Raw genomic sequence first — 22,094 nt, forward strand, 5'->3', positions numbered from 1 at the left:
CTCGAGACTCGTGGCCTAGATGATGTCGTCGGCGGCGCCGCGGCCCGCGGCGCGCCCGGAGAAAATGCAGCCGCCCAGGAACGTGCCCTCCAGCGCCCGGTAGCCGTGCACCCCGCCCCCGCCGAAGCCGGCGGCCTCGCCGGCGGCGTACAGCCCGGTGAGCGGCGTCCCGTCGGCCGTGAGGACCCGCCCGGACAGGTCAGTCTCGATGCCGCCCAACGTCTTTCGGGTCAAAATGTGCAGCTTGACCGCGATCATCGGCCCGGCCTTCGGATCGGTCAGCCGGTGCGGGGCCACCACCCGGCCCAGGCGGTCGCCGAGATAGGTCCGGGCGGCGCGGATCGCGGTGATCTGTCCGTCCTTGGTGAACTTGTTGGCCACCTCGCGATCCCGGGCCGTGACCTCGGCCTCGACCGTCGCATAGTCCAGCGGCTGGACGTCGGGCAGCTTGTTCATCGCGCTCACCAACTCGCGCAGCGAGTCCGCGCTGACGAAGTCCACTCCCCGGTCGACGAAGGCCTGCACCGGTGCCGGCGGCCCCGAGCTGGCGCGGTTGCGCAGCAGCTCGCGGACGCTCTGACCGGTCAGGTCGGGGTTCTGCTCCTGACCCGAGAGAGCGAACTCCTTCTCGATGATCTTGGCGTTCAACACGAACCAGGTGTAGTCGAACCCGGACTTGGTGATGTACTCCAACGTGCCAAGGGTGTCGAACCCCGGGTACAGCGGCACCGGCAACCGCTTGCCGGACGCGTCCAGCCACAGCGATGACGGGCCCGGAATGATGCGGATGCCGTGCAACGGCCAGACCGGGTCGTAGTTGGTGATGCCCTCGGTGTAGTGCCACATCCGGTCGGGGTTGATCACCCGCGCGCCGGCCCGCTGGGAGATGGCGATCATCCGGCCGTCGACGTGCGCGGGCACGCCGCTGAGCAACTGCTCGGGGACGCGGCCCATCCGCTTCGGCCAGTTCTTGCGCACCAGGTCGTGGTTGGCGCCGATGCCGCCGCTGGTCACCAGCACCGCGGAGGCGCGGAATTCGAATTGCCTCAACGCCTTTCGCGACGACGCCACCCCGCGGGGCGCGGACGAGGGCTCCAGCACGGTGCCCCGGACGCCGGTCACCGCATCCCCCGCGCTGCCCTCCAGGATCAACTCGTCGACCTGGTGGCGGTGCGCGAAGCGCACCGTCGAGCGGTCCCGCAGCCGGCGCGCGAAGAGCTCGACCAGCGCCGGCCCGGTGCCCCAGGTGATGTGGAACCGCGGCACCGAGTTGCCGTGCCCCTGCGCGCCGTAGCCGCCGCGCTCGGCCCAACCCACCACCGGAAAGATCTTCAGCCCGCACTCGCGCAGCCAGCTGCGCTTCTCCGCCGCGGCGAAATCGACGTAGGCATGCGCCCATTGGCGGGGCCAGTAGTCCTCGGGCCGGTCGAAGGCCGCCGTGCCGAGCCAGTCCTGCAAGGCCAATTCGTGGCTGTCGCGGATGCCCAGGCGACGCTGCTCGGGACTGTCGACGAAGAACAGGCCGCCGAACGACCAGAACGCCTGACCGCCCAGGTTGGCGCTGTTCTCCTGGTCGAGGATCAGCACCCGCAGGCCGCGTTCCACCAGCTCACAGGCCGCCACCAGGCCCGACAGCCCGGCGCCGACGATGATCGCGTCCGCGGCGAACCCCGCGACCGATGAATCGCTCATGTCCGACCAGGGTAATGAGCGGGCCGGCCGGCGCTCAGGCCGCGCCGGGCATCACCCTCTCGGGCCGCCACCGGTACACCGTCGGCGTGCAGCCGTGCATGGCGGCCAGGTCGACGGCGTCGAGTATCGCCTGCAGCGGCCCCGGCTTGCGCAATTGGTGTGCGGCCACCGCGATTCGCACCACGCCGCCGCGCCGCGCGATCCGCTCGGCGGCCAGCACGACCATCCGGCACCACCAGGGCTCGGTCAGGAGGCCCTCGCCGATGCCGAGCACCCGGGAGCGCACGGTGGTGTGCCGGACCAGATCGGTCACCCCATGTAAATCGGCGAGCAGCCGAAAACCGTTCTGCGGCAAGGCCTTGACGACGCCCGGGGAGACCACCCAGCCCGGTGCCGCGAACAACCGGGTCCGCAGCCCGAGGTGTTCGAGCACGCGGTCGGCCCCCATCAGCCGCAGGTTGGCCTCGTGGGCGCGCAGGACCGCGAACTCGCCGCGGCGCGTCTTCGTGGCCGGGTCGTCGTAGCCGTGCAACACGATGGCGTCCCCGCCCGCCCGCCGCGCGGTCAGCCAGTCCACCGTGTGCGGATCGCGGTCGAGCCGATAGTCGCCCCCGAGCCGGGGAGCGACCAGAAACGAGACCGGGATGTCGCGGGCGTCCAGCTGCGCGCAGAACGCCTCCACGTCGTCGCGGGTGCGGGCGCCGATCCCCGAGACCGAGACGATCAATTTTCCGGACACACCCGCAGTGTGACGATTCCAGGTGTCGGGATGGTGAAGGACACGCGGACAACAGGCGTATATCGACCCGGCCCGGCGGGACGATCGATTCGATATGCTAAGCAACCTCATGGACAAGGCCCGATCCACCGCGGGCGACCCCCCGCCGACCATCGCCCCCGCCGGGCAACCGGGCGCCCAGATCTACCCCGACAGGCTCGACGCCCGGCTGCTGCGGATCTCCGGCGTGTGCCTGCTGGCCACCGTGATGGCGATCCTGGACGTCACTGTCGTCGCCGTCGCCCAACGCACGTTCATCGGACAATTCGGGTCGACCCAGGCCGTCGTCGGTTGGACGATGACCGGCTACACGCTCGCACTGGCGGCCGTGATCCCGCTGACGGGCTGGGCCGCCGACCGATTCGGCACCAAGCGGCTGTTCATGGGATCGGTGGTGGCCTTCGCGCTGGGCTCGTTGTTGTGCGCGGTGGCCTCAACCATCCTGCAGCTCATCGTGTTTCGATTCGTGCAGGGCATCGGGGGCGGCATGCTGATGCCGCTGGGATTCATGATCATGACCCGCGAGGCGGGCCCCGGGCGGCTCGGCCGGCTGATGTCGATCCTGAGCATCCCGATGCTGCTCGCCCCGATCGGCGGGCCGATCCTGGGCGGCTGGCTGATCGACACCTCCAGCTGGAGATGGATCTTTTTGATCAACCTGCCGATCGCGCTCGTCACGCTGCTGCTGGCGGCGGCCGTGTTCCCGCGGGATCACCCCGCGCGGTCGGAAACCTTCGACGTCGTCGGCGGGTTGCTGCTGTCGCCCGGGCTGGCGACGTTCCTGTTCGCGGTGTCGTCCGTGCCGCGCTACGGGACCGTGACCGATCGCCGCGTCCTGATCCCGGCGGCGATCGGCCTGGCGTTGGTCGCCGCGTTCGTCGTGCACGCGCGGCGAGGTGCCGATCACCCCCTGATCGACCTGCGGCTGTTCCAGAACAAGGTGATCACCCAGGCCAATGTGACGATGCTGCTGTTCGCCACCGCCTTTTTCGGCGCCGGCCTGCTGCTGCCGAGCTACTTCCAGCAGGTGCTGCACCAGACGCCGATGCAGGCCGGCCTGCACATGATCCCCCAGGGCCTGGGCGCGATGCTGACCATGCGGCTGACCGGCCCGCTGGTGGACCGGCAGGGTCCGGGCAAGTTCGTGTTGGTCGGCATCGCGCTGATCATCGCGGGCCTGGGCGCGTTTGCGTTCGGCGTCGCCAGGCAGGCCCACTATCAGCCGACGCTGCTGATCGGGCTGGCGATCATGGGGCTCGGGATGGGCTGCACCATGATGCCGCTCTCTGTCGCGTCGGTGCAGGCGCTGGCGCCCAACCAGATCGCCCGCGGGACGACGCTGATGAGCGTCAGTAACCAGGTGGGCGGCTCCATGGGGACCGCGCTGATGTCGATGGTCCTCACAAACCAGTTCAATCGGAGCGAAAACATCGCCGCGGCAAACAAACTCGCGGCGCTGCAGCAGAGGGCTGCCGCCACCGGGGTCCCGGTCGATCCCTCCGCGGTGCCCCCGCGGACCCTTGCCCCCGGCTTCTCGGGCAGCCTGCTGCACGACCTATCCCACGCGTACACAACGGTATTCGTGATCGGGGTCGCGCTGGTGGCGCTCACGATTGTTCCGGCGGCGTTTCTTCCGAAGCAGCCGGCCAGTCAAACGGCCCACGAATAACCGATCAGCCCTCGAACGGCAGGGTAACTTGTCAGTGTCTAGATGGGATGGGTGAATGGCTCCGTTGATCACGCTGCTGGTGGGAACCATCGCCGCCCGGTGCATCGGCTGGCTCGGTGTCGGCTACGCCAACGGCTGGACCGCGGCGATCGCCATCGGGCTGGCGGCGATGTTCCTGGTGACCGGGTTGGCCCACTTCGCGCCGGCCCTGCGCCGCGACCTGATCGCCATCGTGCCGCCCCGGTTGCCCGCCCCCGGTTACCTGGTGACGATCACCGGCCTGCTGGAGGTGCTCGGCGCCGTGGGCCTGTTGGTGCCCGCGACCCGCGTCGCGGCCGCAGTCTGCCTGCTGCTGCTGATGCTGGCCATGTTCCCGGCCAACGTCTACGCCGCCCGGATGCCCGACCCGCCCAAGTCGATGACGACGCGCCTACCCCTGCGGACGGCCATGGAGGTCCTCTTCCTGACCGCCGCCGTAGCGGTCGCGGTCGGCGGCGGCTAGCAGCCACGCGTATTGGAAAGCGGTTTCCTCCCAAGCCTTGTAGCGGCCGCTGACGCCGCCGTGCCCCGCGTTCATCTGGGTCTTCAGCAGGATCGTGTTGCCGTCGGCGTTGGCGTGCCGCAGCGCCGCGACCCACTTGGCGGGTTCCACGTAGTAGACCCGGGTGTCGTTCAGCGACGTCATCGCCAGGATGGCCGGGTACCGTTTGGCCTCGACGTTCTCATACGGCGAATACGACTTCATGTACGCGTAGACATCGCTGTCGCTCAACGGGTTTCCCCATTCGTCCCACTCGGTGACGGTCAGCGGCAGGGAGGGGTCGAGGATGGTGGTCAGCGGGTCGACGAACGGGACCTGCGCGAGGACCCCCGCGAAAAGCTCCGGCGCCAGGTTCACCGCCGCGCCCACCAACAGCCCGCCCGCACTGCCGCCCAGGGCGACCAGCCGTTCCGGTCGGGTGACGCCGGAGCTCACCAAATACCGTGCGGCGGCGACGAAGTCGGTGAAGGTGTTCTTCTTCTCCAGCAGTTTGCCGTGCTCGTACCACAGCCGGCCCATCTCCCCGCCGCCGCGGACATGGGCGATGGCGAACACCATGCCGCGGTCCAGCAGCGACAGCCGGGCGATGGAAAAGCTTGGGTCGGTGCAGATTTCGTAGGCGCCGTAACCGTAGAGCAGCGTCGGTGCCGGCAACGAGATATCGGCGCGGTGCACGATCGACACCGGGACGCGGGTGCCGTCCTGGGCCAGCGCCCAGTCGCGCCGCTCGACGTAGTCGTCGGGCCGGTAGCCGCCGAGGACGGGCTGCTCGCGGAGCAGGGTGCGCTCGCCGGTGGCGAAGTCGACGTCGTAGACGCGCGCCGGGGTGATCAGCGAACCCGCCCTGATCCGAAGCTTGGGCGAATCCCAGTTCGGATTGCCGCCCAGTCCGGACGACATCAGCTCGGAGTCGAACGAGATCTCCGCGGGCTCGCCGTAGCCGCCGTCGGAATCGATGGGCCACAACTGGATTCGTGGCAACGCCGCACGCCGGTAGCTCACCACCACATGGTTGGCGAACGCGTCCATCCCGTCGAGCCGGACATCGTCACGGTGCGCGACCAGGGTGCGTTGTCGGGTCGGGTCACCGACGGGCGCCTCGGTGAGGGTGAAGTTCACCGCGCCGTCGTTGTGCAGGATCAGGAACCGGTCCTGCCCGCCGACCACGGCGTGTTCGACCGAGTACTCCACGCCCTCGCGCCGCGGCAACACGACGGTGAACGGTGCCCGCGGGTCGGCGGAGTCCGCGAAGCGGATCTCGGAGGTGACCGACGAACCCGCAGCGATGAACACGTACTTCTCGCTGCGGGTCAGCCCGACGCCCAGCCAAAACCGTTCGTCGGCCTCGTGGTACACCAGCTCCGACGCCTTGCCGGAACCGAGCCGGTACCGCCAGACCTTGTCGGGGCGATGGGCCGCATCCAGGGTCAGGTAGTACACCGTGCGGTTGTCGGCCGCCCACGTCGCCCCGGCCGCGATGTCGGCGATCTCGTCGGCGTGCTGCTCGCCGGTGCGTAAGTCCCGGAACCGCAGGGTGTAGCGCTCATCGCCGAGGGTGTCGACGGAGTATGCCAGCAGGTTGCCGTCCAGGCTGACCATCGCGGTGCCCAGCGCGAAGAATTCGTGGCCTTCGGCCTCCGCGTTCGAGTCGAGCAGGACCTGTTCGCCCGGGATTTCGGTGTCCTCGTCGAGGACGGGCGGGTCCCAGTCGTCGGGATCGCCTACGGGGCAACGACACTGGACTCGGTACTGCTTGCCTTCGAAGGTACGGGCGTAATACCACCAGTCGCCCTGCCGGGTGGGCACCGACAGGTCGGTCTCCTTGGTCCGCGACTTGATCTCGTCGAAGATCTGCCGGCGCAACGGTTCCAGGTGGGCCGTCATCGCATCGACGTAGTCGTTCTCGGCCTCCAGGTAGCCGATGACCTCGGGGTCGGCCTTGTCGCGCAACCATTCGTAGGGGTCGGTGAACACGTCGCCGTGGTGCTCGCGCCGGGTGTCCACCCGTTTCGCCGTGGGGGGTACGTTCAGCGACGCGTCCGTCATGCGCCCGGGCCGATCCAGTCGTCGAACCGCAGTCCCGAGATGCGTTCGTACGCCTCGACGTAGCGGCTGCGGGTGGCGTCGACGATGTCGTCGGGAAGCGGTGGCGGAGGCGCCGACCCGTGCCGGTCCCAGCCGGACTCGGGGCCGATCAGCCAGTTGCGGACGAACTGCTTGTCGAAACTGGTCTGCACCACACCGGGCCGGTACTCCGCGGCGGGCCAGTAGCGCGACGAGTCGGGGGTGAAGATTTCGTCGGCCAGCACCAGGTTGCCGTCACGGTCGGTGCCGAATTCAAACTTGGTGTCGGCCACGATGATTCCGCGGGTCAGGGCGTGATCGGCGGCCTGAACATAGATTTGCAGCGTGCGGTCGCGCAGCTGGTTGGCGCGCACGCCGCCCACCATCTCGATCACCCGGGCGAAGGAGATGTTCTCGTCGTGGTCGCCCAGCGCCGCCTTCGTCGCCGGGGTGAACAGCGGCGTGGCGAACTTGCTGGCCTCCACCAGACCCGGCGGCAGGGCAATGCCGCAGACCGCGCCGGTCGCCTCGTAGTCCAGCAGCCCCGAACCGGTCAGGTACCCACGGGCCACACATTCCACCGGAAGCATCTCCAGGCGGCGGACCACCAGCGCGCGGCCGAGCACCTCGTCGGGGATGCGCGGGTCGTCCGGCGGCCCGGCCAGATGGTTGGGGGTGTCGACGAGACCGAAGAAGAACACGCTCATCGCGGTCAGGATGCGGCCCTTGTCCGGGATCGTGCTGTCCAGGACGTAGTCAAACGCGGAGATGCGGTCGGTCGCCACCAGCAGCAGGTGCTCGTCGTCGACATGGTAGATCTCGCGGACCTTGCCGCTGGCCAGATGTTCGTAGTCGGACAGTGCCGGGCGCATCGGGCCAGCCTATCGGTCGACTCGAGCGCGACGCGGCGCCGGGAGCTGTGCTGGTATGGGGCTATGAGATCGCCATCGCGAATCCTGCCCTACGCCACGACACCCGGCCGGCTGGCGGCCCAGCTCTTCAGCGATTTCGCCATCTTCCTGTGGACGGCGCTGTGGCTGCTCGTCGGCACCGCCGTGTACGACGCCATCTCGACCATCGCCGAGGCCGGCGCGCAGGTCGAGACCGGCGCGAACGGAATCGCCGGCAACCTGGCCTCGGCGGGCCATGGCGCCCAGCACATCCCGGTGCTGGGCGATGCGGTCAGCAAGCCGCTGACCTCGGCCAGCGAGGCCGCGCTCGACATCGCGGCGGCGGGCCGCAGCCTCGACGCCACGGCGAGCTGGCTCGCGGTCCTGCTGGCGCTGGCCGTCGTCGCGGTGCCGCTGCTGATCGTCGTGATCCCGTGGCTGTTGCTGCGGCTGCGGTTCTTCCGCCGCAAGTGGACCGTCACCGGCCTGGCCGCGACCCCAGCCGGCGAACAGCTGCTGGCGCTGCGGGCCTTGACCAACCGGCAGCCGCGCAAGCTGGTCGCGGTGAGCGCCGATCCGGTCGGCGGGTGGCGGCGCGAGGATCCGGTGACGATCCGGGCGCTGGCCGCGCTGGAACTACGGTCGGCGGGCATCGCGACGCGCGCGGGCTGACCCGACTTCATGCGCGGCCTGCCGCAGCCGCAACAGCCCGGCGACGACCACAATCAGCCACGCCGCCAACGCGTCCCAGAAGAAGACCAGCGAAACGGTGAGCAGTGACGGCTGCCCGAGCTCGGCGGCCATCGCGTAACAGGCGGCGGAATACATGCCCAGCGGGAACACGAACGCCCACCACACGCCGGCGAAGTGCAACATCCCGGGCCGCTGACTGATGCGGTGCAGGCCGAAGTAGATCAGCGGCGGTATCCAGACCGTCGCCGCGACCCAGGTGACCACGGTGATTGCCCGCACCGGGCCCGCCAGTCCCGCCGGGGCCAGGCCGTGGATGACGTCGCCCGCCAGCGTCCCAATCGCCAAGCCGCCCATCAATATCCAGGTATCGGGCTCCAGGCCGTCGAGGTCCTGCCGTTCGGTGACGGTGCGCCACAGGATCAGCGACGTCATGAGGAGATAGATACACAGCGCCAGCACCCAGACCGGCACGGCCACCCACAGCGCCCAGGGCTCGTGGCGCGCGAGCGTCGCGGCCACGATCGACAGCCCGGCGGTACCGACGCTGCCAAGCTCCCACGCGCCGTGCGCGCGGTCCCGCAGCGCGGCCCACGGGTGGCGCGACATGTTCCGCGCGGTGAGCGCGATCAGAACCGCCCAGGACGACAGCGCCACCGCGCCGAGGATCCGCAGCACCGTCCGGTTCGCGGCCAGCCGGCTGTCGAGCACCGCGCACGCGGCGACGAAGGTGAACAGCCGCAGGGTCACGTCGGGATCGCGCAAGTCCCACAACGGGATGCCGCGCCTGACCACCGCGCTGACGAGCACCAGCGCGACCAGGACCAGCAGTGCGCACGTGGCCACGACACCGAGGGTGTCGCTGATCCAGCGGTACCCGTGATCGCGCGCGCCGACCGACAAGATTCCGGTCGCCATCACCGCGGCGAACACATCGGGTGACGGCTCGGCAGCGGCGAGCCGGATCGTCACGGTTCCTCGATCAGCTCCACGACCAGGTGCCGGATGCCGGTGTGCCGATTGCTGCGGGTCCATTCGATGGGCCCGGCGAGCCGCACCGCCGAAAAGCGCGCCAGCAGTTCCTCGAACAGCACCCGCAGTTCCAGCCGGGCCAGATTGGCGCCCAGGCAATAGTGCACCCCCTGTCCGAAGCCCAAATGCGGGTTGGGCTTTCGGGCGATGTCGAACTCGTCGGCGCGGTCGAACACGTCGGCGTCCCGGTTGGCCGAACCCTCCCAGATCTGCACCTTCTGCCCGACGCGGATCGACTGCCCGCCGAGCGTGACGTCGCGGGTGGCGGTGCGCCGCTTCGACGGCGACGGCGACGTCCACCGCACCATCTCTTCCACGGCCGTCGGCAGCATGCCGAAATCGGCACGCAGCGCGCGCAATTGGTCGGGATGCTCGGCCAGCGCCAGCAGCCCGCCGGCGACCGCGTTGCGCGTGGTCTCCGCGCCGGCGCTGAACAGCAGGCTGAAGAACAGGTACAGCTCGAGATCGGACATGGCCGGCGCCCGCGCGTCATCGAGCATCGCATTGGCGACGACCGACAGCATGTCGTCGGTCGGCTCGGCCCGCTTCGACGCGATCAGCTGCTGACCGTAGTCGTACATCCGCGACCCGGCCTCCTCGACCGAGAGTTGCGACAAGGTGGCCTTGCGCGACCCGCCGAAGTCGAACTGCGGCTCGATGGCCTCGAACAGCCAATGTCGCTCGGACTCCGGCACTCCCAGCAGAATGCAGATCATCTGCATCGGCAGTTCGGCGGCGATCTGCACCAGGAAGTCGAGCGGTTCGCCCGGCGCGACCGCGTCCAGCAGGCGGCGGGCCCGCACCCGCAGGTCGTCCTCCACGAGGCCGATCATCCGCGGCGTCAGCCCGGAGTTGACCAGCCGCCGGATTTGCGAGTGCCGCGGGTCGTCCATCATGTTGAGCACCTGGCCCGCGATCGCCAGGTCCTGCAGCAGCGTACCGCCGAATGGCCGCTCGCCGCCGGTGACCGACGAGAAAGTCACCGGATCCTTCAGCACCGCAAGGGTTTCGGAGTAGGTGGCGACGGACCAGAAGCCCTCGCCGTCGGGCGTGTTGTCGGTCGGCTCGTGCCAGTACACCGGCGCTTCCCGCCGATGCACGGCGAACAACTCGTGCGGGAATCCGTTGGCGAAGTTGTCGAGGTCGGTGAAGTCGATCCCCGCGAGGGCACCGGCGAGCGTCACAGGATCGCGCCCGGGGTGTATTTGGCCGCGTCCGGGTAGCGGCTCACCAAGGCGTCCACCTGCGCGACGACCTCGTCCACCTGGTCACCGGCGGCGCCGGTGAACGCCTTCCTGTCGGCCAGCGCGGCGTCCAGGGCCGCCCGGTCCAGCGGCAGCCGCTCGTCGGCGGCCAGGCGCTCCAGCAGGTCGGGCTCGGCGCCGCGCTCCCGCATGGCCAGCGCCGTCGCCACCGCGTGTTCGCGGATCACGTGGTGGGCGGCCTCGCGCCCCATGCCGGCGCGCACCGCGGCGATGAGCACCTTGGTGGTGCCCAGGAACGGCAGGTAACGATCCAGCTCGCGGCCGATCACCGCCGGATAGGCGCCGAACTCGTCGAGCACCGTCAGGAACGTCTCGAGTTGGCCGTCGATGGCAAAGAAGCTGTCCGGCAACGCGACTCGGCGCACCACCGAGCAGAACACGTCGCCCTCGTTCCACTGCGCGCCCGCCAGTTCGGCGGCCATGGAGGCGTAGCCGCGCAATACCACCTGCAGCCCGTTGACCCGTTCGCAGCTGCGGGTGTTCATCTTGTGCGGCATCGCCGACGAGCCGACCTGTCCCGGCGCGAAGCCCTCGGTGACGAGCTCGTGCCCGGCCATCAGCCGGATGGTGTGGGCCAGTGACGACGGCCCGGCGCCCAGCTGCACCAGCGCGGAGAGCACGTCGTGATCCAGCGAGCGCGGATACACCTGGCCCACGCTGCTCAAAACCGTTGCGAAGCCGAGAAAGTCGGTGACGCGGCCTTCGAGTTCGGCGAGCTTGGCGGCGTCACCGTCGAGCAGGTCGAGCATGTCCTGCGCGGTGCCCATCGGGCCCTTGATCCCGCGCAGCGGATAGCGATCGATCAGCTCCCGCAGCCGGGTCAGCGCGATCAGCGTCTCTTGCGCCGCCGAAGCGAACCGCTTGCCGAGCGTGGTGGCCTGCGCGGCGACGTTGTGGCTGCGCCCGGCCAGCACCAGGTCCCGATAGGTGACGGCGCGCTCGGCGAGGCGCGCCACCACCGCGACCCCGTGGGAGAACACCACTTCCAGCGATCGGCGGATCTGCAGCTGCTCGACGTTCTCGGTGAGGTCGCGGCTGGTCATTCCCTTGTGCACATGCTCGTGACCGGCCAGCGCGTTGAATTCCTCGATGCGGGCCTTGACGTCGTGGCGCAGCGCGCGTTCGCGGTCGGCGATCGAGGCCAGGTCGACGTCGTCGAGCACCCGCTCGTAGTCGGCGATCGCCTCGGCCGGGACGTTGATCCCCAACGCGGCCTGAGCCCGCAGCACCGCCAGCCACAGTCGCCGCTCCGCGACGACCTTGGCCTCCGGCGACCAGATCGCGACCATCTCCCCGCTGGCATACCGGGTGGCCAGGACGTTCGGAATGCTCACAAAGACACAGCTTACGGTTCGGCCGGCACCGCGAAAGTGCGACCGGCGACGCATTCGCCGAGTAGTGGCGTCGGTAACCGCACTCTCGCGGCACAATTGTGCGCGATGTACTTCGTCGGCGTTGACCTGGCGTGGGCCTGCCGCAACCCCACCGGCGTCGCGGCCGTCGACGCCGGTGGCCACCTGGTCCACCTCGACGCCGTGCGCGACGACGCGGCGCTGCTGGCCACGTTGTCGCCCTACGTCGGCGGCGATTGCGTGGTCGGCTTCGACGCGCCGCTGGTGGTGACGAACCCGACCGGCGAGCGGCCCGCCGAGACCGCGCTCAACCGCGACTTCCGCCGGTTCGAAGCCGGGGCGCACCCGGTCAACACCGGCAAACCGGAGTTCGCCGACACCCCGCGCGCGGCCCGGCTGGCGCGGGCGCTGGGGCTCGTCATGGACCCCCGGTCGCCGGCCCCGCGGCGCGCCATCGAGGTGTACCCGCATGCGGCGACCGTGGTGCTGTTCCGGCTGGCGCGGACCCTCAAATACAAGGCAAAACCCGGCCGCGATCTCGCCCGGCTCAAATCTGAGCTGCTGTTGTTGATGGACGGCGTCGAAAAGCTCGCGCACGCCGAGGTGCCGATGCGCGTCGCGAGCCACGACGGCTGGGCGGAGCTGCGACGGCAGGTGGCCACCGCACAACGCAAATGCGAGCTGCGCCGCGCCGAAGATCCCGTCGACGCCGTCGTCTGCGCCTACGTTGCGTTGTACGCACAGCGCCTCCCGGCCGACATCACGATTTACGGCGACTACGCCACCGGGTACATCGTTACGCCGTCGCTGCGGGACGGCTCAGATCTGCACCGGCCGCGGGTCGATGGGAGCAAGCACGTCGACGAGCTCGACCACCGTGCTTAGCGCGGCCGCGGCGGGATCCCGGCCCTCGACCAGCGCGGACACAACCGAACCGTCGACCGCGCAGATCAACGTGCACACCAGCTCGATCCGCACGGATCGACCGGACCGCTCCAGGGCCTCGCCCACCGCCTCGGCGCGCTGGCGCAGGCTGCGGCGCATCGTCTCGCGCAGCGCGGGCAGCCGGGTGCAGGCGATGTGCCGCTCGTAGCGAGAGATCAGCTGCTCGGTGAGCGCCGGATCGGACAGGTCCCCCACCAGCAGGTCGGCCAGCATCTCGGCGGTGGTCTCGGGCCCGCGGCGGCGCCGCGACAACGCGGTGACCCGCGACCGCAGCTGGGCGATCTCGATCATCCCGATGTGCTCGACGGCGCGCGCGATCAAATCGTCCAGGGACGAGAAGTAATAAGTGGTGGACGCCAACGGCAGGCCGGCCCGCCGGGCGACCGCCCGGTGCCGCACCGCTTCGAACCCGCCCTCGGCAAGCAGCTCCGCGGCGGCGCTCACGAGCGCGTACCGCCGACGTTCTCCTTTCGGAGTAACTGCTGCCGTCACGAGTAGCCATGGTGCCAGCAAAAGTGGTACTGCATTGCCATTTTGGCCAAACGCCCATGGCATGATGGCCCGCATGCCCGACCTGAGTCGCCGCGCTCTGCTCCGCCTGGGCGCCGGCGCGGCCGTCGGCGCCGCCGGCGCGTACGCCCTCGACAGCCTGGTACAACCTCGCGCATCTCAAGCCGCGCCGGCGCCGGCGCCCCCGCCGAGCGCACCCCCCGCGCCCGCGGCCCCGGCTCAGCCCGCGCCGACCATGGTGACGGGCTCCTTCGTTTCGGCGGCGCGCGGTGGCATCAGCACCAACTGGGCGATCGCCCGTCCACCGGGACAGACCAAGGCGCTGCGGCCGGTGATCGCACTGCACGGCAAGGGCAGCGACGCGTCCACCGTGATGGCCGGCGGCGTCGAGCAGGGACTGGCGCAGGCCGTCGATGCCGGGCTGCCGCCGTTTGCGGTGGTCGCCGTCGACGGCGGCGGTAGCTATTGGCACAAGCGGGCATCGGGCGAGGACGCCGGGGCCATGGTGCTCGACGAGCTCATCCCCATGCTGGGCGGCCACGACCTGGACACGTCGCGGGTGGCGTTCCTGGGTTGGTCGATGGGCGGCTACGGCGCGCTGCTGCTCGGGGGCCGGCTGGGACCCGCGCGCACCGCGGCGATCTGCGCGGTGAGCCCGGCGTTGTGGTTGTCGTCGGGGGCGGCCGCGCCCGGCGCGTTCGACGGGCCCGACGACTTCGCCGCGAACTCGGTGTTCGGCATGCCGGCGCTGGCGTCGATCCCGATCCGGGTGGATTGCGGGGACAGCGACCCGTTCTACGGGGCGACGAAGCAGTTCATCGCCCAACTGCCCAATCCGCCCGCGGGCGGGTTCTCGCCCGGCGGGCATAACGGCGGGTTCTGGAGCTCGCAACTGCCGGCCGAGCTGACGTGGCTGGCGCCGCTGCTGACGGCCTGATCGCGGGCGTTACGCTCGCGAAGGTGAGCGCACCCTTCGGCTGGAGTTTCCCCTACGCCTGGCCGCGAAAGCCCGTGCTGGCGGCCAACGTCGTATGCACTTCGCAACCGCTCGCGGCGCAGGCGGGCCTGCGCATGCTGGCCGCGGGCGGCAGCGCGGTGGACGCGGCGGTCGCCACCGCCATCGCGCTCACGGTGGTCGAGCCGGTGTCCAACGGCATCGGCTCGGACGCATTCGCGATCGTCTGGGACGGCCGGGAACTGCACGGGCTCAACGCGTCCGGGCGCTCCCCGGCGGCGTGGACGCCAGAGTACTTCGGCGGCAAAGACGTTCCCGCGCTCGGCTGGAATTCGGTGACGGTGCCCGGGGCGGTGTCGGCGTGGGCGGAGCTGCACGCCAAGTTCGGCAAGCTGCCGTTCGAGCGGCTTTTCGCGCCCGCGATCTCCTACGGCCGCAACGGCTTTCTGGTCTCGCCGACCGTCGCGGAGCAATGGGCGGCCCAGGTGCCGCTGTTCAAGGACCAGCCCGGCTTCGCCCAGGCTTTCATGCCGGGCGGGCGGGCGCCGAAACCCGGTGAGCTGTTCACGTTTCCCGACCACGCGGCCACGCTGGAGAAGATCGCCGCGACCCGCGGCGAGGCGTTCTACCGCGGCGAGCTGGCCGAGCGCCTCGAGGCGCACGCCCTGGCCAACGGCGGGGCCATGCGCGCCGACGACCTGGCCGCACACCGCGCCGACTGGGTCGGCACGATCGACGCCGCCTACCGCGGCTACACGGTGCACGAGATTCCGCCCAACGGCCAGGGCATCGTCGCGCTCATCGCCCTGGGCATCCTGGAGCACTTCGACATGTCCGCGCTGGCCGCCGATTCCGCCGACAGCGTGCACCTGCAGATCGAAGCGGTGAAGCTGGCCTTCGCCGACGCCCTGGCCTATGTCGCCGACATCGACCACATGGCGCTGCCTTCGGAACGACTGCTGGACAAGGATTACCTGAAGCGGCGGGCGGCGCTCATCGATCGCGAGCGGGCCAAGCCGGCGTCCGTGGGCGCGCCGAGCGGCGGCACCGTGTACCTGACCGCAGCCGACGCCGACGGGATGATGGTGTCGATGATCCAGTCGAACTACATGGGGTTCGGCTCCGGGGTGGTGGTGCCCGGCACCGGGATCGCCCTGCAGAACAGAGGCACCCACTTCGTCTGCGACGCGGCGCACCCCAATTGCGTTGGGCCGAACAAGCGTCCGTACCACACGATCATCCCCGGGTTCGTGACGAAGGACGGTGCGCCGGTGATGAGCTTCGGGGTGATGGGCGGCATGATGCAGCCCCAGGGCCACGTGCAGGTCATGGTGCGCATCGCCGATCACGGGCAAAACCCGCAGGCCGCGTGCGACGGTCCGCGGTTCCGGTGGGTGCACGGCCTGCAGGTCAGCTGCGAAACGGGTTTCCCGCCAACGACGTTGGACGAACTCCGGCGACGCGGTCACGAACTGATCACCATCGACGACTACAACGAATTCGGCAGCTGCCAGGCGATCTGGCGTCTCGACGACGGGTATCTGGCGGTCAGCGATCCGCGCCGCGACGGTCAGGCGGTCGGCTTCTAGAGTCGTCCCGAGCCATTGATTCAGTTGCCGTGAATTCATCCGCCGACTGTGGGGGATATGGATGAAAACCCGTCCGTTCAAATCCGTACATACCCCCCCCGCTCGACGTGCTAGGAGACCGAGTACGCCGTCATCTGGTGTCGGTGAATAACGACTCAGGACGCTAGACACGCACCTTGCCCTCGGCCGCGGCGAGGGCGATATCGCTGCGAAAGTGACTGCCGGGCAGCTTGATCGAGCTCAAGATGTCGTACGCCGCCACGCGCGCGGCGGACAGGTCCGCACCGGTGCCGACCACGGACAGCACCCGGCCGCCCGACGAGACGACCGCGCCGTCGTCGCGCCGCGCCGTTCCCGCGTGCAACACCCCCTCGGCCTCGGAGCCGACGACGACGTCCCCGACCCGGGGGCGTCCGGGGTAGCTCTCGGCCGCCAGTACCACCGTCACCGCGGCGCCGTCGCGCCAGCGCAGCTCGCCGAACTCGGCAAGCGTGCCGGATCCCGCGGCGTGGAGCAGCTGCCCCAGCGGCGAGTCCAGCAGCGCCAGCACCGCCTGTGTTTCGGGATCGCCGAAGCGGCAGTTGAATTCGACGACGGCGGGTCCCTTCGCGGTCATCGCCAGCCCGACATAAAGCAATCCGCTGAACGGACTGCCCCGCCGAACCAGTTCGGCCGCAACGGGTTCGACGATCCCGCTCACCACGTCCCGGTACACGGCGTCGGGCAGCCACGGCAGCGGCGCGTAGGCGCCCATGCCGCCGGTGTTGGGACCCGTGTCCCCGTCGCCGACCCGCTTGAAGTCCTGCGCGGGTAGCAGCGGCACGACGGTGTCCCCGTCGACGACGCAGAACAGGGACACCTCGGGCCCGTCGAGGAACGATTCCAGCAGCACCGGGTGTCCGGCCTCGAGCAGGCCGGCGGCGTGGGCGCGGGCGACCTCGCGATCGGGGGTCACGACCACGCCCTTGCCGGCGGCCAGGCGGTCGTCCTTCACCACCCAGGCCGGGTCACCGGCCGGGGGCCCGAACCGGTCCAGGGCGGCGTCCAAACGCGCCGGGCTGTCGACGGTTTCGCTCGTCGCGGTGCGCACCCCGGCGGCGGCCATGACCTCCTTGGCGAACGCCTTGGAGCCTTCGATGCGGGCGGCGTCCCGGCCGGGGCCGAAGCAGACGATGCCGGCGGCGCGCACGTCGTCGGCGACCCCGAGCACCAGCGGCACCTCGGGCCCGATGACCACCAGGTCGGCGTGCACCGCGCGGGCCAGGGCGACGACGTCCGCGCCGGAGGTGATGTCGACGTCGTGCTGTTCGGCCAGCCGCGCGGTGCCGGCGTTGCCCGGGGCGACGGCCAGGCCCGTGACCTGTGGGTCGCGGCGCAGCGCCAGCAACAGCGCATGCTCACGGGCACCGGAGCCGATCACCAGGACGCGCACGAGACGTCAGACTAGCCGCGCCCGCGCGCGCCTCCTACAGGGCCTGGTAGGTCAGCCGCGTGTACTTGCGGGTGCGCTCGGTTCCCGCCGAGGTGACCTGCCCCATCCTGTTCATGACGTAGGCGAAGGTGGTGCGGCGGTCGGGATTCATCACCGCCATCGAGCCGCCCCAGCCGCCCCAGTAGCAGGTTCTCCCGTCGGGAATGTCCGGCACCGCCTCGGGGTGGGGCAGCGCGAATCCCATGCCCCACCGGGCCGGCATGGCCAGCACCAGGTCGGTGCCGTCGGCCTGGACCTCGAAGATCAGGTCGATGGTCTCGGGACTCAGCAGCCGCACTCCATTGGCGCTGCCGCCCAATGAAATCGGGGCGAGGATGCGAACCAGTGAGCGCGCGTTGCCGTGGCCGTTGGCCGAGCCGATGTCCGCCCGGCGCCACGCGGTCGTCTCGGCCGCCAGCGCGGATTCCGGGGTGGGCGGCGTGACGGCGAACGTCTTGTACATCGGATGGTCGTGGGGCACCGCGTCCAGCGGCACGTCCAGCGGCGGGGGCGCCACCAGTTCGGCGATGCGGGCGTCGTCTTGGGGTGCGGCGCCGATCTGGAAGTCGGCGCCCAGCGGTTCGGCAATCTCCTCGCGCACAAACTGTTTCAGCGACTTGCCGGTGATGCGGCGCACGACCTCACCGATCAGGTGGCCACTGGTGACGGCGTGATAACCCGACGCGGTGCCGGGCTGCCACCACGGCGCCTGGGCGGCCAGCTGCGCGGTGGATTTCTCCCAGTCGTAGATGTCCTCGAGGGTGAACGGCATCTCCCAGCCGGACACCCCCGAGGTGTGGCTCAGGATGTGGCGCACCTCGATCCGCTCCTTGCCGTTGGCGGCGAACTCGGGCCAGTACTTGGCGACCGGCGCGAACGGATCGAGCAGCCCGCGCTCGACGAGCACCAGCGCCGCCAGCGCGGTCACGCTCTTGGTGCTGGAGAAGACGTTGACGATGGTGTCTTCCGACCATTCGGTGGTTTTCGCTCTGTCGGCGTGCCCGCCCCAGATATCGACGACGAGTTCGCCGTCGATGTCGACGGCGATCGCGGCGCCGAGTTCGCCCCCGGTGGTGACTTCGTCGGCGAGCGCCGCGACGAGGTCTTCGAAGCGGCTGTCGTAGTGCCCGTGCAGGACGCCCGTCGTGAAGTGGGCATCGATCAGGGTCTGGCTGTTCATGTGACCTCCTTGAGTCGGTGAGCCCACTATCCGACGGATCGCGGCGGGGAACATTCGCCAAAAGACCTAGATTTCACGCGGACGGCCGAGACGGCCTTCTAGGCCTTTTGGCCGATGTTTGCCGGGTGCGGTGGTCGCATCCTGGCTAACATGACTGAGACCGATCGACGCGTGGACATCCGGCCACTGAATTGGAGCGACTTGGGCGTCAGCGAACTCCCGACTGGAACGGTGACGTTGCTGCTCGCCGACGTCGAGGGCTCAACGCGACTGTGGCAGACCCGGCCCGACGAGATGAGCGCGGCCATCGCGCGCCTGGACCGCGCGGTATCGGACCTCGTCACCCAGCACGGCGGGGTGCGCCCGGTCGAGCAGGGCGAGGGCGACAGCTTCGTGGTGGCCTTCGCCCGCGCCAGCGACGCCGCCGCGTTTGCGCTGGCGCTGCAGCTTACGCCGCTCGCACCGATCAGCCTGCGGATCGGCCTGCACACCGGCGAGGTGCAGCTGCGCGACGAAGCAAACTATGTCGGGCCCGCCATCAACCGCACCGCGCGGCTGCGCGACCTGGCGCACGGGGGCCAGACGGTGTTGTCGGCCACGACGAGTGACCTGCTCGCCGACGCTCTTCCCGCCGACGCGTGGCTGCTCGACCTGGGCACCCACCCACTGCGCGACCTGCCCCGGCCCGAACGGGTGACCCAACTGTGTCACGCCGACCTGCGCAACGACTTCCCACCGCTTCGGGCAGCGAAAACCAATGGAAAGCAACACCTTCCGCCGCACTTCACCAGCTTCGTCGGCCGCGGCGCCGAGATCGGGGCGGTGCGACGGCTGGTGACCGACAACCGACTGGTGACACTGACCGGAGCGGGCGGCGTCGGCAAGACGCGGTTGGCGGTGCATGTCGCAGAGCAGATGGACGGCGATTTCGCGGACGGGGTGTGGTACGTCGACCTGGCGCCCGTCACCGACCCCGACGTCGTACCGGTCGCGGCGACACGCGCGCTGGGGCTGCCCGACCAGGCGGGCCGTTCGGCGATGGACACGCTCACGCGTGCCATCGGGGGCGGGCAGCTGCTCGTCGTGTTGGACAACTGCGAGCACCTGATCGAAGCGTGCGCCTCGCTGACCGTCGCGCTGCTGGGGGCGTGTCCGTGGGTCACTGTTCTTGCCACGAGCCGGGAGCCGATCCGGGTGGCGGGCGAGGTCGCCTGGGCGGTGCCGTCCCTGTCGCTGGCCGACGAGGCGATCGCCCTGTTCACCGACCGCGCGCGCCAGGTTCGGCCCGATTTCGTTGTGACCGGGGAGAACTCGGTCGCGGTGCGCGAGATCTGCGGGCGCCTCGATGGCATACCGCTGGCCATCGAGCTGGCAGCCGCGCGGGTGCGCGCGCTGTCGCTGACCCAGATCCGCGACAGCCTGCACAACCGGTTCCGGCTGCTGACCGGCGGCGCGCGAACGGCCGTGCGCCGCCAGCAGACACTGCGAGCCTCGGTGGACTGGTCGCACGACCTGTTGACCGAGCCGGAGCGCGTCCTGTTCCGCCGCGCCGCCACGTTCATGGGCGGGTTCGACCTCGAAGCGGCGCAAGCGGTTTGCGGCGGCAGCGACGTCGAGAGCTATCAGACCCTCGACCAGCTCACCTTGCTCATCGACAAATCGCTCATCGCGGCCGATGACACCGACTTCGGGACGCGTTACCGGATGCTGGAGACGGTGCGTCAGTACGCGCTGGAGAAACTCGGCGAGTCCGGCGAGGCCGACGCGGTACGCGGGCGTCACCGCGACCACTACACCGCGATGGCGGCGCTGCTCGACGCGCCCGGGCGAACCGGTTACCAGAGCAGGGTCGAGCGGGCCGCGATCGAGATGGACAATCTGCGGGCGGCGTTCGCCTGGTGCCGTGAGAACGGCGAGATCGCCGCGGCATTGCGGCTCGCGTCGGCGTTGCAACCGCTTTGGACCACTCGCGGCCGTGCGCAAGAAGGGACGGCCTGGTTCGCAGCGGCGCTCGCCGACGCCGCGGCGCACGATGCAGGGGTCCCGCTCCCCGTTCGCGCCCGGGCGCTCGCGGACAATGCCACCCTCGAGGGCGCGCAGACCATTCACGACAACATGGACAAGGCGCTGGAGGCTCTGGCGCTCGCCCGCGAGATCGACGACCCGCTGTTGCTGGTTCGCGCGCTCGCTGGTTGCGGCATCATCGCCGCCTTCGACGCGGCCGCCAGCAGCCCGTACTTCGAGGAAGCGCTCGGCCTCGCCCGAGCGGTGGGCGACGACCGGAGTCTGAGCCAGATCCTGGCGTTTCAGGCCTTCGCCGCGGTGGCCGGCAAAGGCGACCCGACCGCGGCGCGCGCGGCCGGCGAAGAAGGCCGCGACATCGCCGACGCGATCGGCGACGGCTACGCCTCCCGCGGGTGTCGGTGGTGTATCGGCTTGGCGCAGCAGTGGGGGGGCGATCTCGTCGGCGCGGTCACGCAGTTTCGCTCGCTGGTTGCCGAATCGGAGGCGGCGCACGACGAAACGTGGCGGATGTCCAGCCTGGTCAGCCTGGGCCACCTGCTCGCCTACGCCGGTGACCCGGAAGGAGCGCGCGCCGCCGCCGCCGCGGCGACCGAGGCCGCCGCGGACCTCGGTGCGTTCAATCAGGGCTTTGCGTACGCCGCGCTGGCTGTTGCGAATCTGGCCGCGGGTGACGTGGACGCCGCCGCCGAGGCCGGTGAGGCGGCATGGGAGCGCATGAAGGTTCAACCCGAATTGGCCGTGGTCAACGTCATCCCACTCGCGGACGTCGCCCTCATGCAGGGTGATCTGACGGTGGCGCGTCGCTGGGCTGACGATGCCGTCGCGGTCGCGCCTGGCATGCATCGGCTGTTCGCGCTGGCAAAGCGAGCCCGCGTCGCGATCGCCCAGAACGATCGCGAGCAGGCCGAACGCGACGCCCACGATGCGCTCACGGGAGCAGGTGACGTCGAGGGCTACTTCGTGATTCCCGAAGTCCTGGAGTGCCTCGCCACCCTCGCCGGGGGCGGCGGCGCGGACCGAGAAGCGGCGCGCCTCCTGGGAGCGGCGGCGGCGCTGCGCGACCGAACCGGCTACGTCCGCTTCACGATCTACGACGCCGCCCATGACGAGCTCGTTGCATCGCTGCGGGAAGCCATGGGGGGCGAGGAGTTCGAGGAAGCGTGGGCCGAGGGCGCGGCCCTTTCGCTGGACGCGGTGATCGACTATGCGGCACGCGGCCGCGGCGAGCGCAAACGCCCGGCAACCGGCTGGGAGTCCCTGACGCCTGCCGAGCTCAAAGTGGTGAAGCTGGTCTGCGAGGGGCTTTCGAACAAGGACATCGCCGCGCGCCTGTTCGTCTCCGCGCGCACGGTGCAAGCGCACCTGAGTCACGTCTACGCCAAACTCGGGGTGAGCTCGAGAGTGCAACTCGCCCAAGAGGCTTCGCGGCACTGACCCTCACGGCGA

16 protein-coding genes and 1 pseudogene are annotated in these 22,094 nt (G+C 70.0%); 7 read left to right on the top strand and 10 right to left on the bottom strand.

The annotated features are described in order from the left end of the window. Window positions 1-15 precede the first annotated feature (15 nt). Complete coding sequence (locus AC5Y43_RS10250; protein WP_499972009.1) at window positions 16-1,692, bottom strand: FAD-binding dehydrogenase; 1,677 nt, start codon at window positions 1,690-1,692, stop codon at window positions 16-18. Between the two features lie 34 nt (window positions 1,693-1,726). After that, on the bottom strand, window positions 1,727-2,431 hold the full coding sequence (locus AC5Y43_RS10255) for a DUF2334 domain-containing protein (RefSeq protein ID WP_499972011.1): 705 nt from the start codon (window positions 2,429-2,431) through the stop codon (window positions 1,727-1,729). Window positions 2,432-2,525: 94 nt separating this feature from the next. On the opposite strand from AC5Y43_RS10255, the gene AC5Y43_RS10260 reads away from it, so the two are divergent. After that, entirely contained in the window at window positions 2,526-4,139 is a 1,614-nt protein-coding gene (locus tag AC5Y43_RS10260; protein WP_499972012.1) for a DHA2 family efflux MFS transporter permease subunit, read from the top strand. A gap of 55 nt (window positions 4,140-4,194) precedes the next feature. Next, window positions 4,195-4,641, top strand: coding sequence for a DoxX family protein (locus AC5Y43_RS10265; protein WP_499972014.1), 447 nt, complete (start codon window positions 4,195-4,197; stop codon window positions 4,639-4,641). Here AC5Y43_RS10265 and AC5Y43_RS10270 read toward each other — a convergent pair. Both AC5Y43_RS10270 and AC5Y43_RS10275 read right to left on the bottom strand, forming a co-directional pair. Beyond that, window positions 4,570-6,726: a S9 family peptidase gene (locus tag AC5Y43_RS10270; RefSeq protein WP_499972016.1), complete on the bottom strand. Its 2,157-nt coding sequence runs from the start codon at window positions 6,724-6,726 to the stop codon at window positions 4,570-4,572. The two genes, AC5Y43_RS10265 and AC5Y43_RS10270, sit on opposite strands and share 72 nt — an antisense overlap. Beyond that, window positions 6,723-7,616 (bottom strand): phosphoribosylaminoimidazolesuccinocarboxamide synthase, encoded by an 894-nt coding sequence (locus tag AC5Y43_RS10275; RefSeq protein ID WP_499972018.1) that lies wholly within the window; start codon window positions 7,614-7,616, stop codon window positions 6,723-6,725. Before AC5Y43_RS10275 ends, AC5Y43_RS10270 begins: the two co-directional genes overlap by 4 nt. Before the next feature lie 63 nt (window positions 7,617-7,679). Between AC5Y43_RS10275 and AC5Y43_RS10280 the strand changes: the two genes are divergently transcribed. Further along, the gene (locus AC5Y43_RS10280) at window positions 7,680-8,306 is read left to right on the top strand and encodes a hypothetical protein (protein WP_499972020.1); all 627 of its coding nucleotides are present in this window, start codon (window positions 7,680-7,682) and stop codon (window positions 8,304-8,306) included. Here the strand turns inward: AC5Y43_RS10280 and AC5Y43_RS10285 are convergent. The 3 genes from AC5Y43_RS10285 to purB are packed head-to-tail and all read right to left on the bottom strand — an operon-like array spanning window position 8,271 to window position 11,955. Beyond that, the gene (locus AC5Y43_RS10285; RefSeq protein WP_499972022.1) at window positions 8,271-9,296 is read right to left on the bottom strand and encodes a tellurite resistance/C4-dicarboxylate transporter family protein; all 1,026 of its coding nucleotides are present in this window, start codon (window positions 9,294-9,296) and stop codon (window positions 8,271-8,273) included. The two genes, AC5Y43_RS10280 and AC5Y43_RS10285, sit on opposite strands and share 36 nt — an antisense overlap. After that, window positions 9,293-10,540, bottom strand: a complete 1,248-nt coding sequence (locus tag AC5Y43_RS10290) for a cytochrome P450 (RefSeq protein WP_499972024.1) — start codon at window positions 10,538-10,540, stop codon at window positions 9,293-9,295. The genes AC5Y43_RS10285 and AC5Y43_RS10290 overlap by 4 nt, the downstream gene beginning before the upstream one ends. After that, on the bottom strand, window positions 10,537-11,955 hold the full coding sequence (gene purB / locus AC5Y43_RS10295; RefSeq protein ID WP_499972026.1) for an adenylosuccinate lyase: 1,419 nt from the start codon (window positions 11,953-11,955) through the stop codon (window positions 10,537-10,539). The genes AC5Y43_RS10290 and purB overlap by 4 nt, the downstream gene beginning before the upstream one ends. Before the next feature lie 105 nt (window positions 11,956-12,060). On the opposite strand from purB, the pseudogene AC5Y43_RS10300 reads away from it, so the two are divergent. Next, window positions 12,061-12,836, top strand: a pseudogene (locus AC5Y43_RS10300) (DUF429 domain-containing protein); the annotation flags it as partial. Here AC5Y43_RS10300 and AC5Y43_RS10305 read toward each other — a convergent pair. Then, window positions 12,793-13,410 carry a TetR/AcrR family transcriptional regulator gene (locus AC5Y43_RS10305; RefSeq protein ID WP_499972029.1) on the bottom strand — a complete coding sequence of 206 codons (618 nt, stop codon included), beginning with the start codon at window positions 13,408-13,410 and terminating at the stop codon, window positions 12,793-12,795. The pseudogene AC5Y43_RS10300 and the gene AC5Y43_RS10305 sit on opposite strands and share 44 nt — an antisense overlap. A 61-nt stretch (window positions 13,411-13,471) precedes the next feature. Here AC5Y43_RS10305 and AC5Y43_RS10310 point away from each other — a divergent pair, with 61 nt between their 5' ends. Both AC5Y43_RS10310 and AC5Y43_RS10315 read left to right on the top strand, forming a co-directional pair. After that, on the top strand, window positions 13,472-14,365 hold the full coding sequence (locus AC5Y43_RS10310) for an alpha/beta hydrolase-fold protein (protein WP_499972226.1): 894 nt from the start codon (window positions 13,472-13,474) through the stop codon (window positions 14,363-14,365). Between the two features lie 23 nt (window positions 14,366-14,388). Next, window positions 14,389-15,972, top strand: a complete 1,584-nt coding sequence (locus tag AC5Y43_RS10315; RefSeq protein WP_499972031.1) for a gamma-glutamyltransferase family protein — start codon at window positions 14,389-14,391, stop codon at window positions 15,970-15,972. 163 nt (window positions 15,973-16,135) lie between these two features. On the opposite strand, the gene purD is transcribed toward AC5Y43_RS10315, so the two are convergent. Together purD and AC5Y43_RS10325 are read right to left on the bottom strand one after the other, a co-directional pair. After that, window positions 16,136-17,404: a phosphoribosylamine--glycine ligase gene (gene purD, locus AC5Y43_RS10320; protein WP_499972032.1), complete on the bottom strand. Its 1,269-nt coding sequence runs from the start codon at window positions 17,402-17,404 to the stop codon at window positions 16,136-16,138. Window positions 17,405-17,438: 34 nt separating this feature from the next. Further along, complete coding sequence (locus AC5Y43_RS10325) at window positions 17,439-18,623, bottom strand: serine hydrolase domain-containing protein (RefSeq protein ID WP_499972035.1); 1,185 nt, start codon at window positions 18,621-18,623, stop codon at window positions 17,439-17,441. Between the two features lie 150 nt (window positions 18,624-18,773). On the opposite strand from AC5Y43_RS10325, the gene AC5Y43_RS10330 reads away from it, so the two are divergent. Next, window positions 18,774-22,082: a LuxR C-terminal-related transcriptional regulator gene (locus AC5Y43_RS10330; RefSeq protein WP_499972036.1), complete on the top strand. Its 3,309-nt coding sequence runs from the start codon at window positions 18,774-18,776 to the stop codon at window positions 22,080-22,082. Window positions 22,083-22,094: the final 12 nt, after the last annotated feature.

The organism is Mycobacterium sp. NGS57, assembly GCF_059812405.1.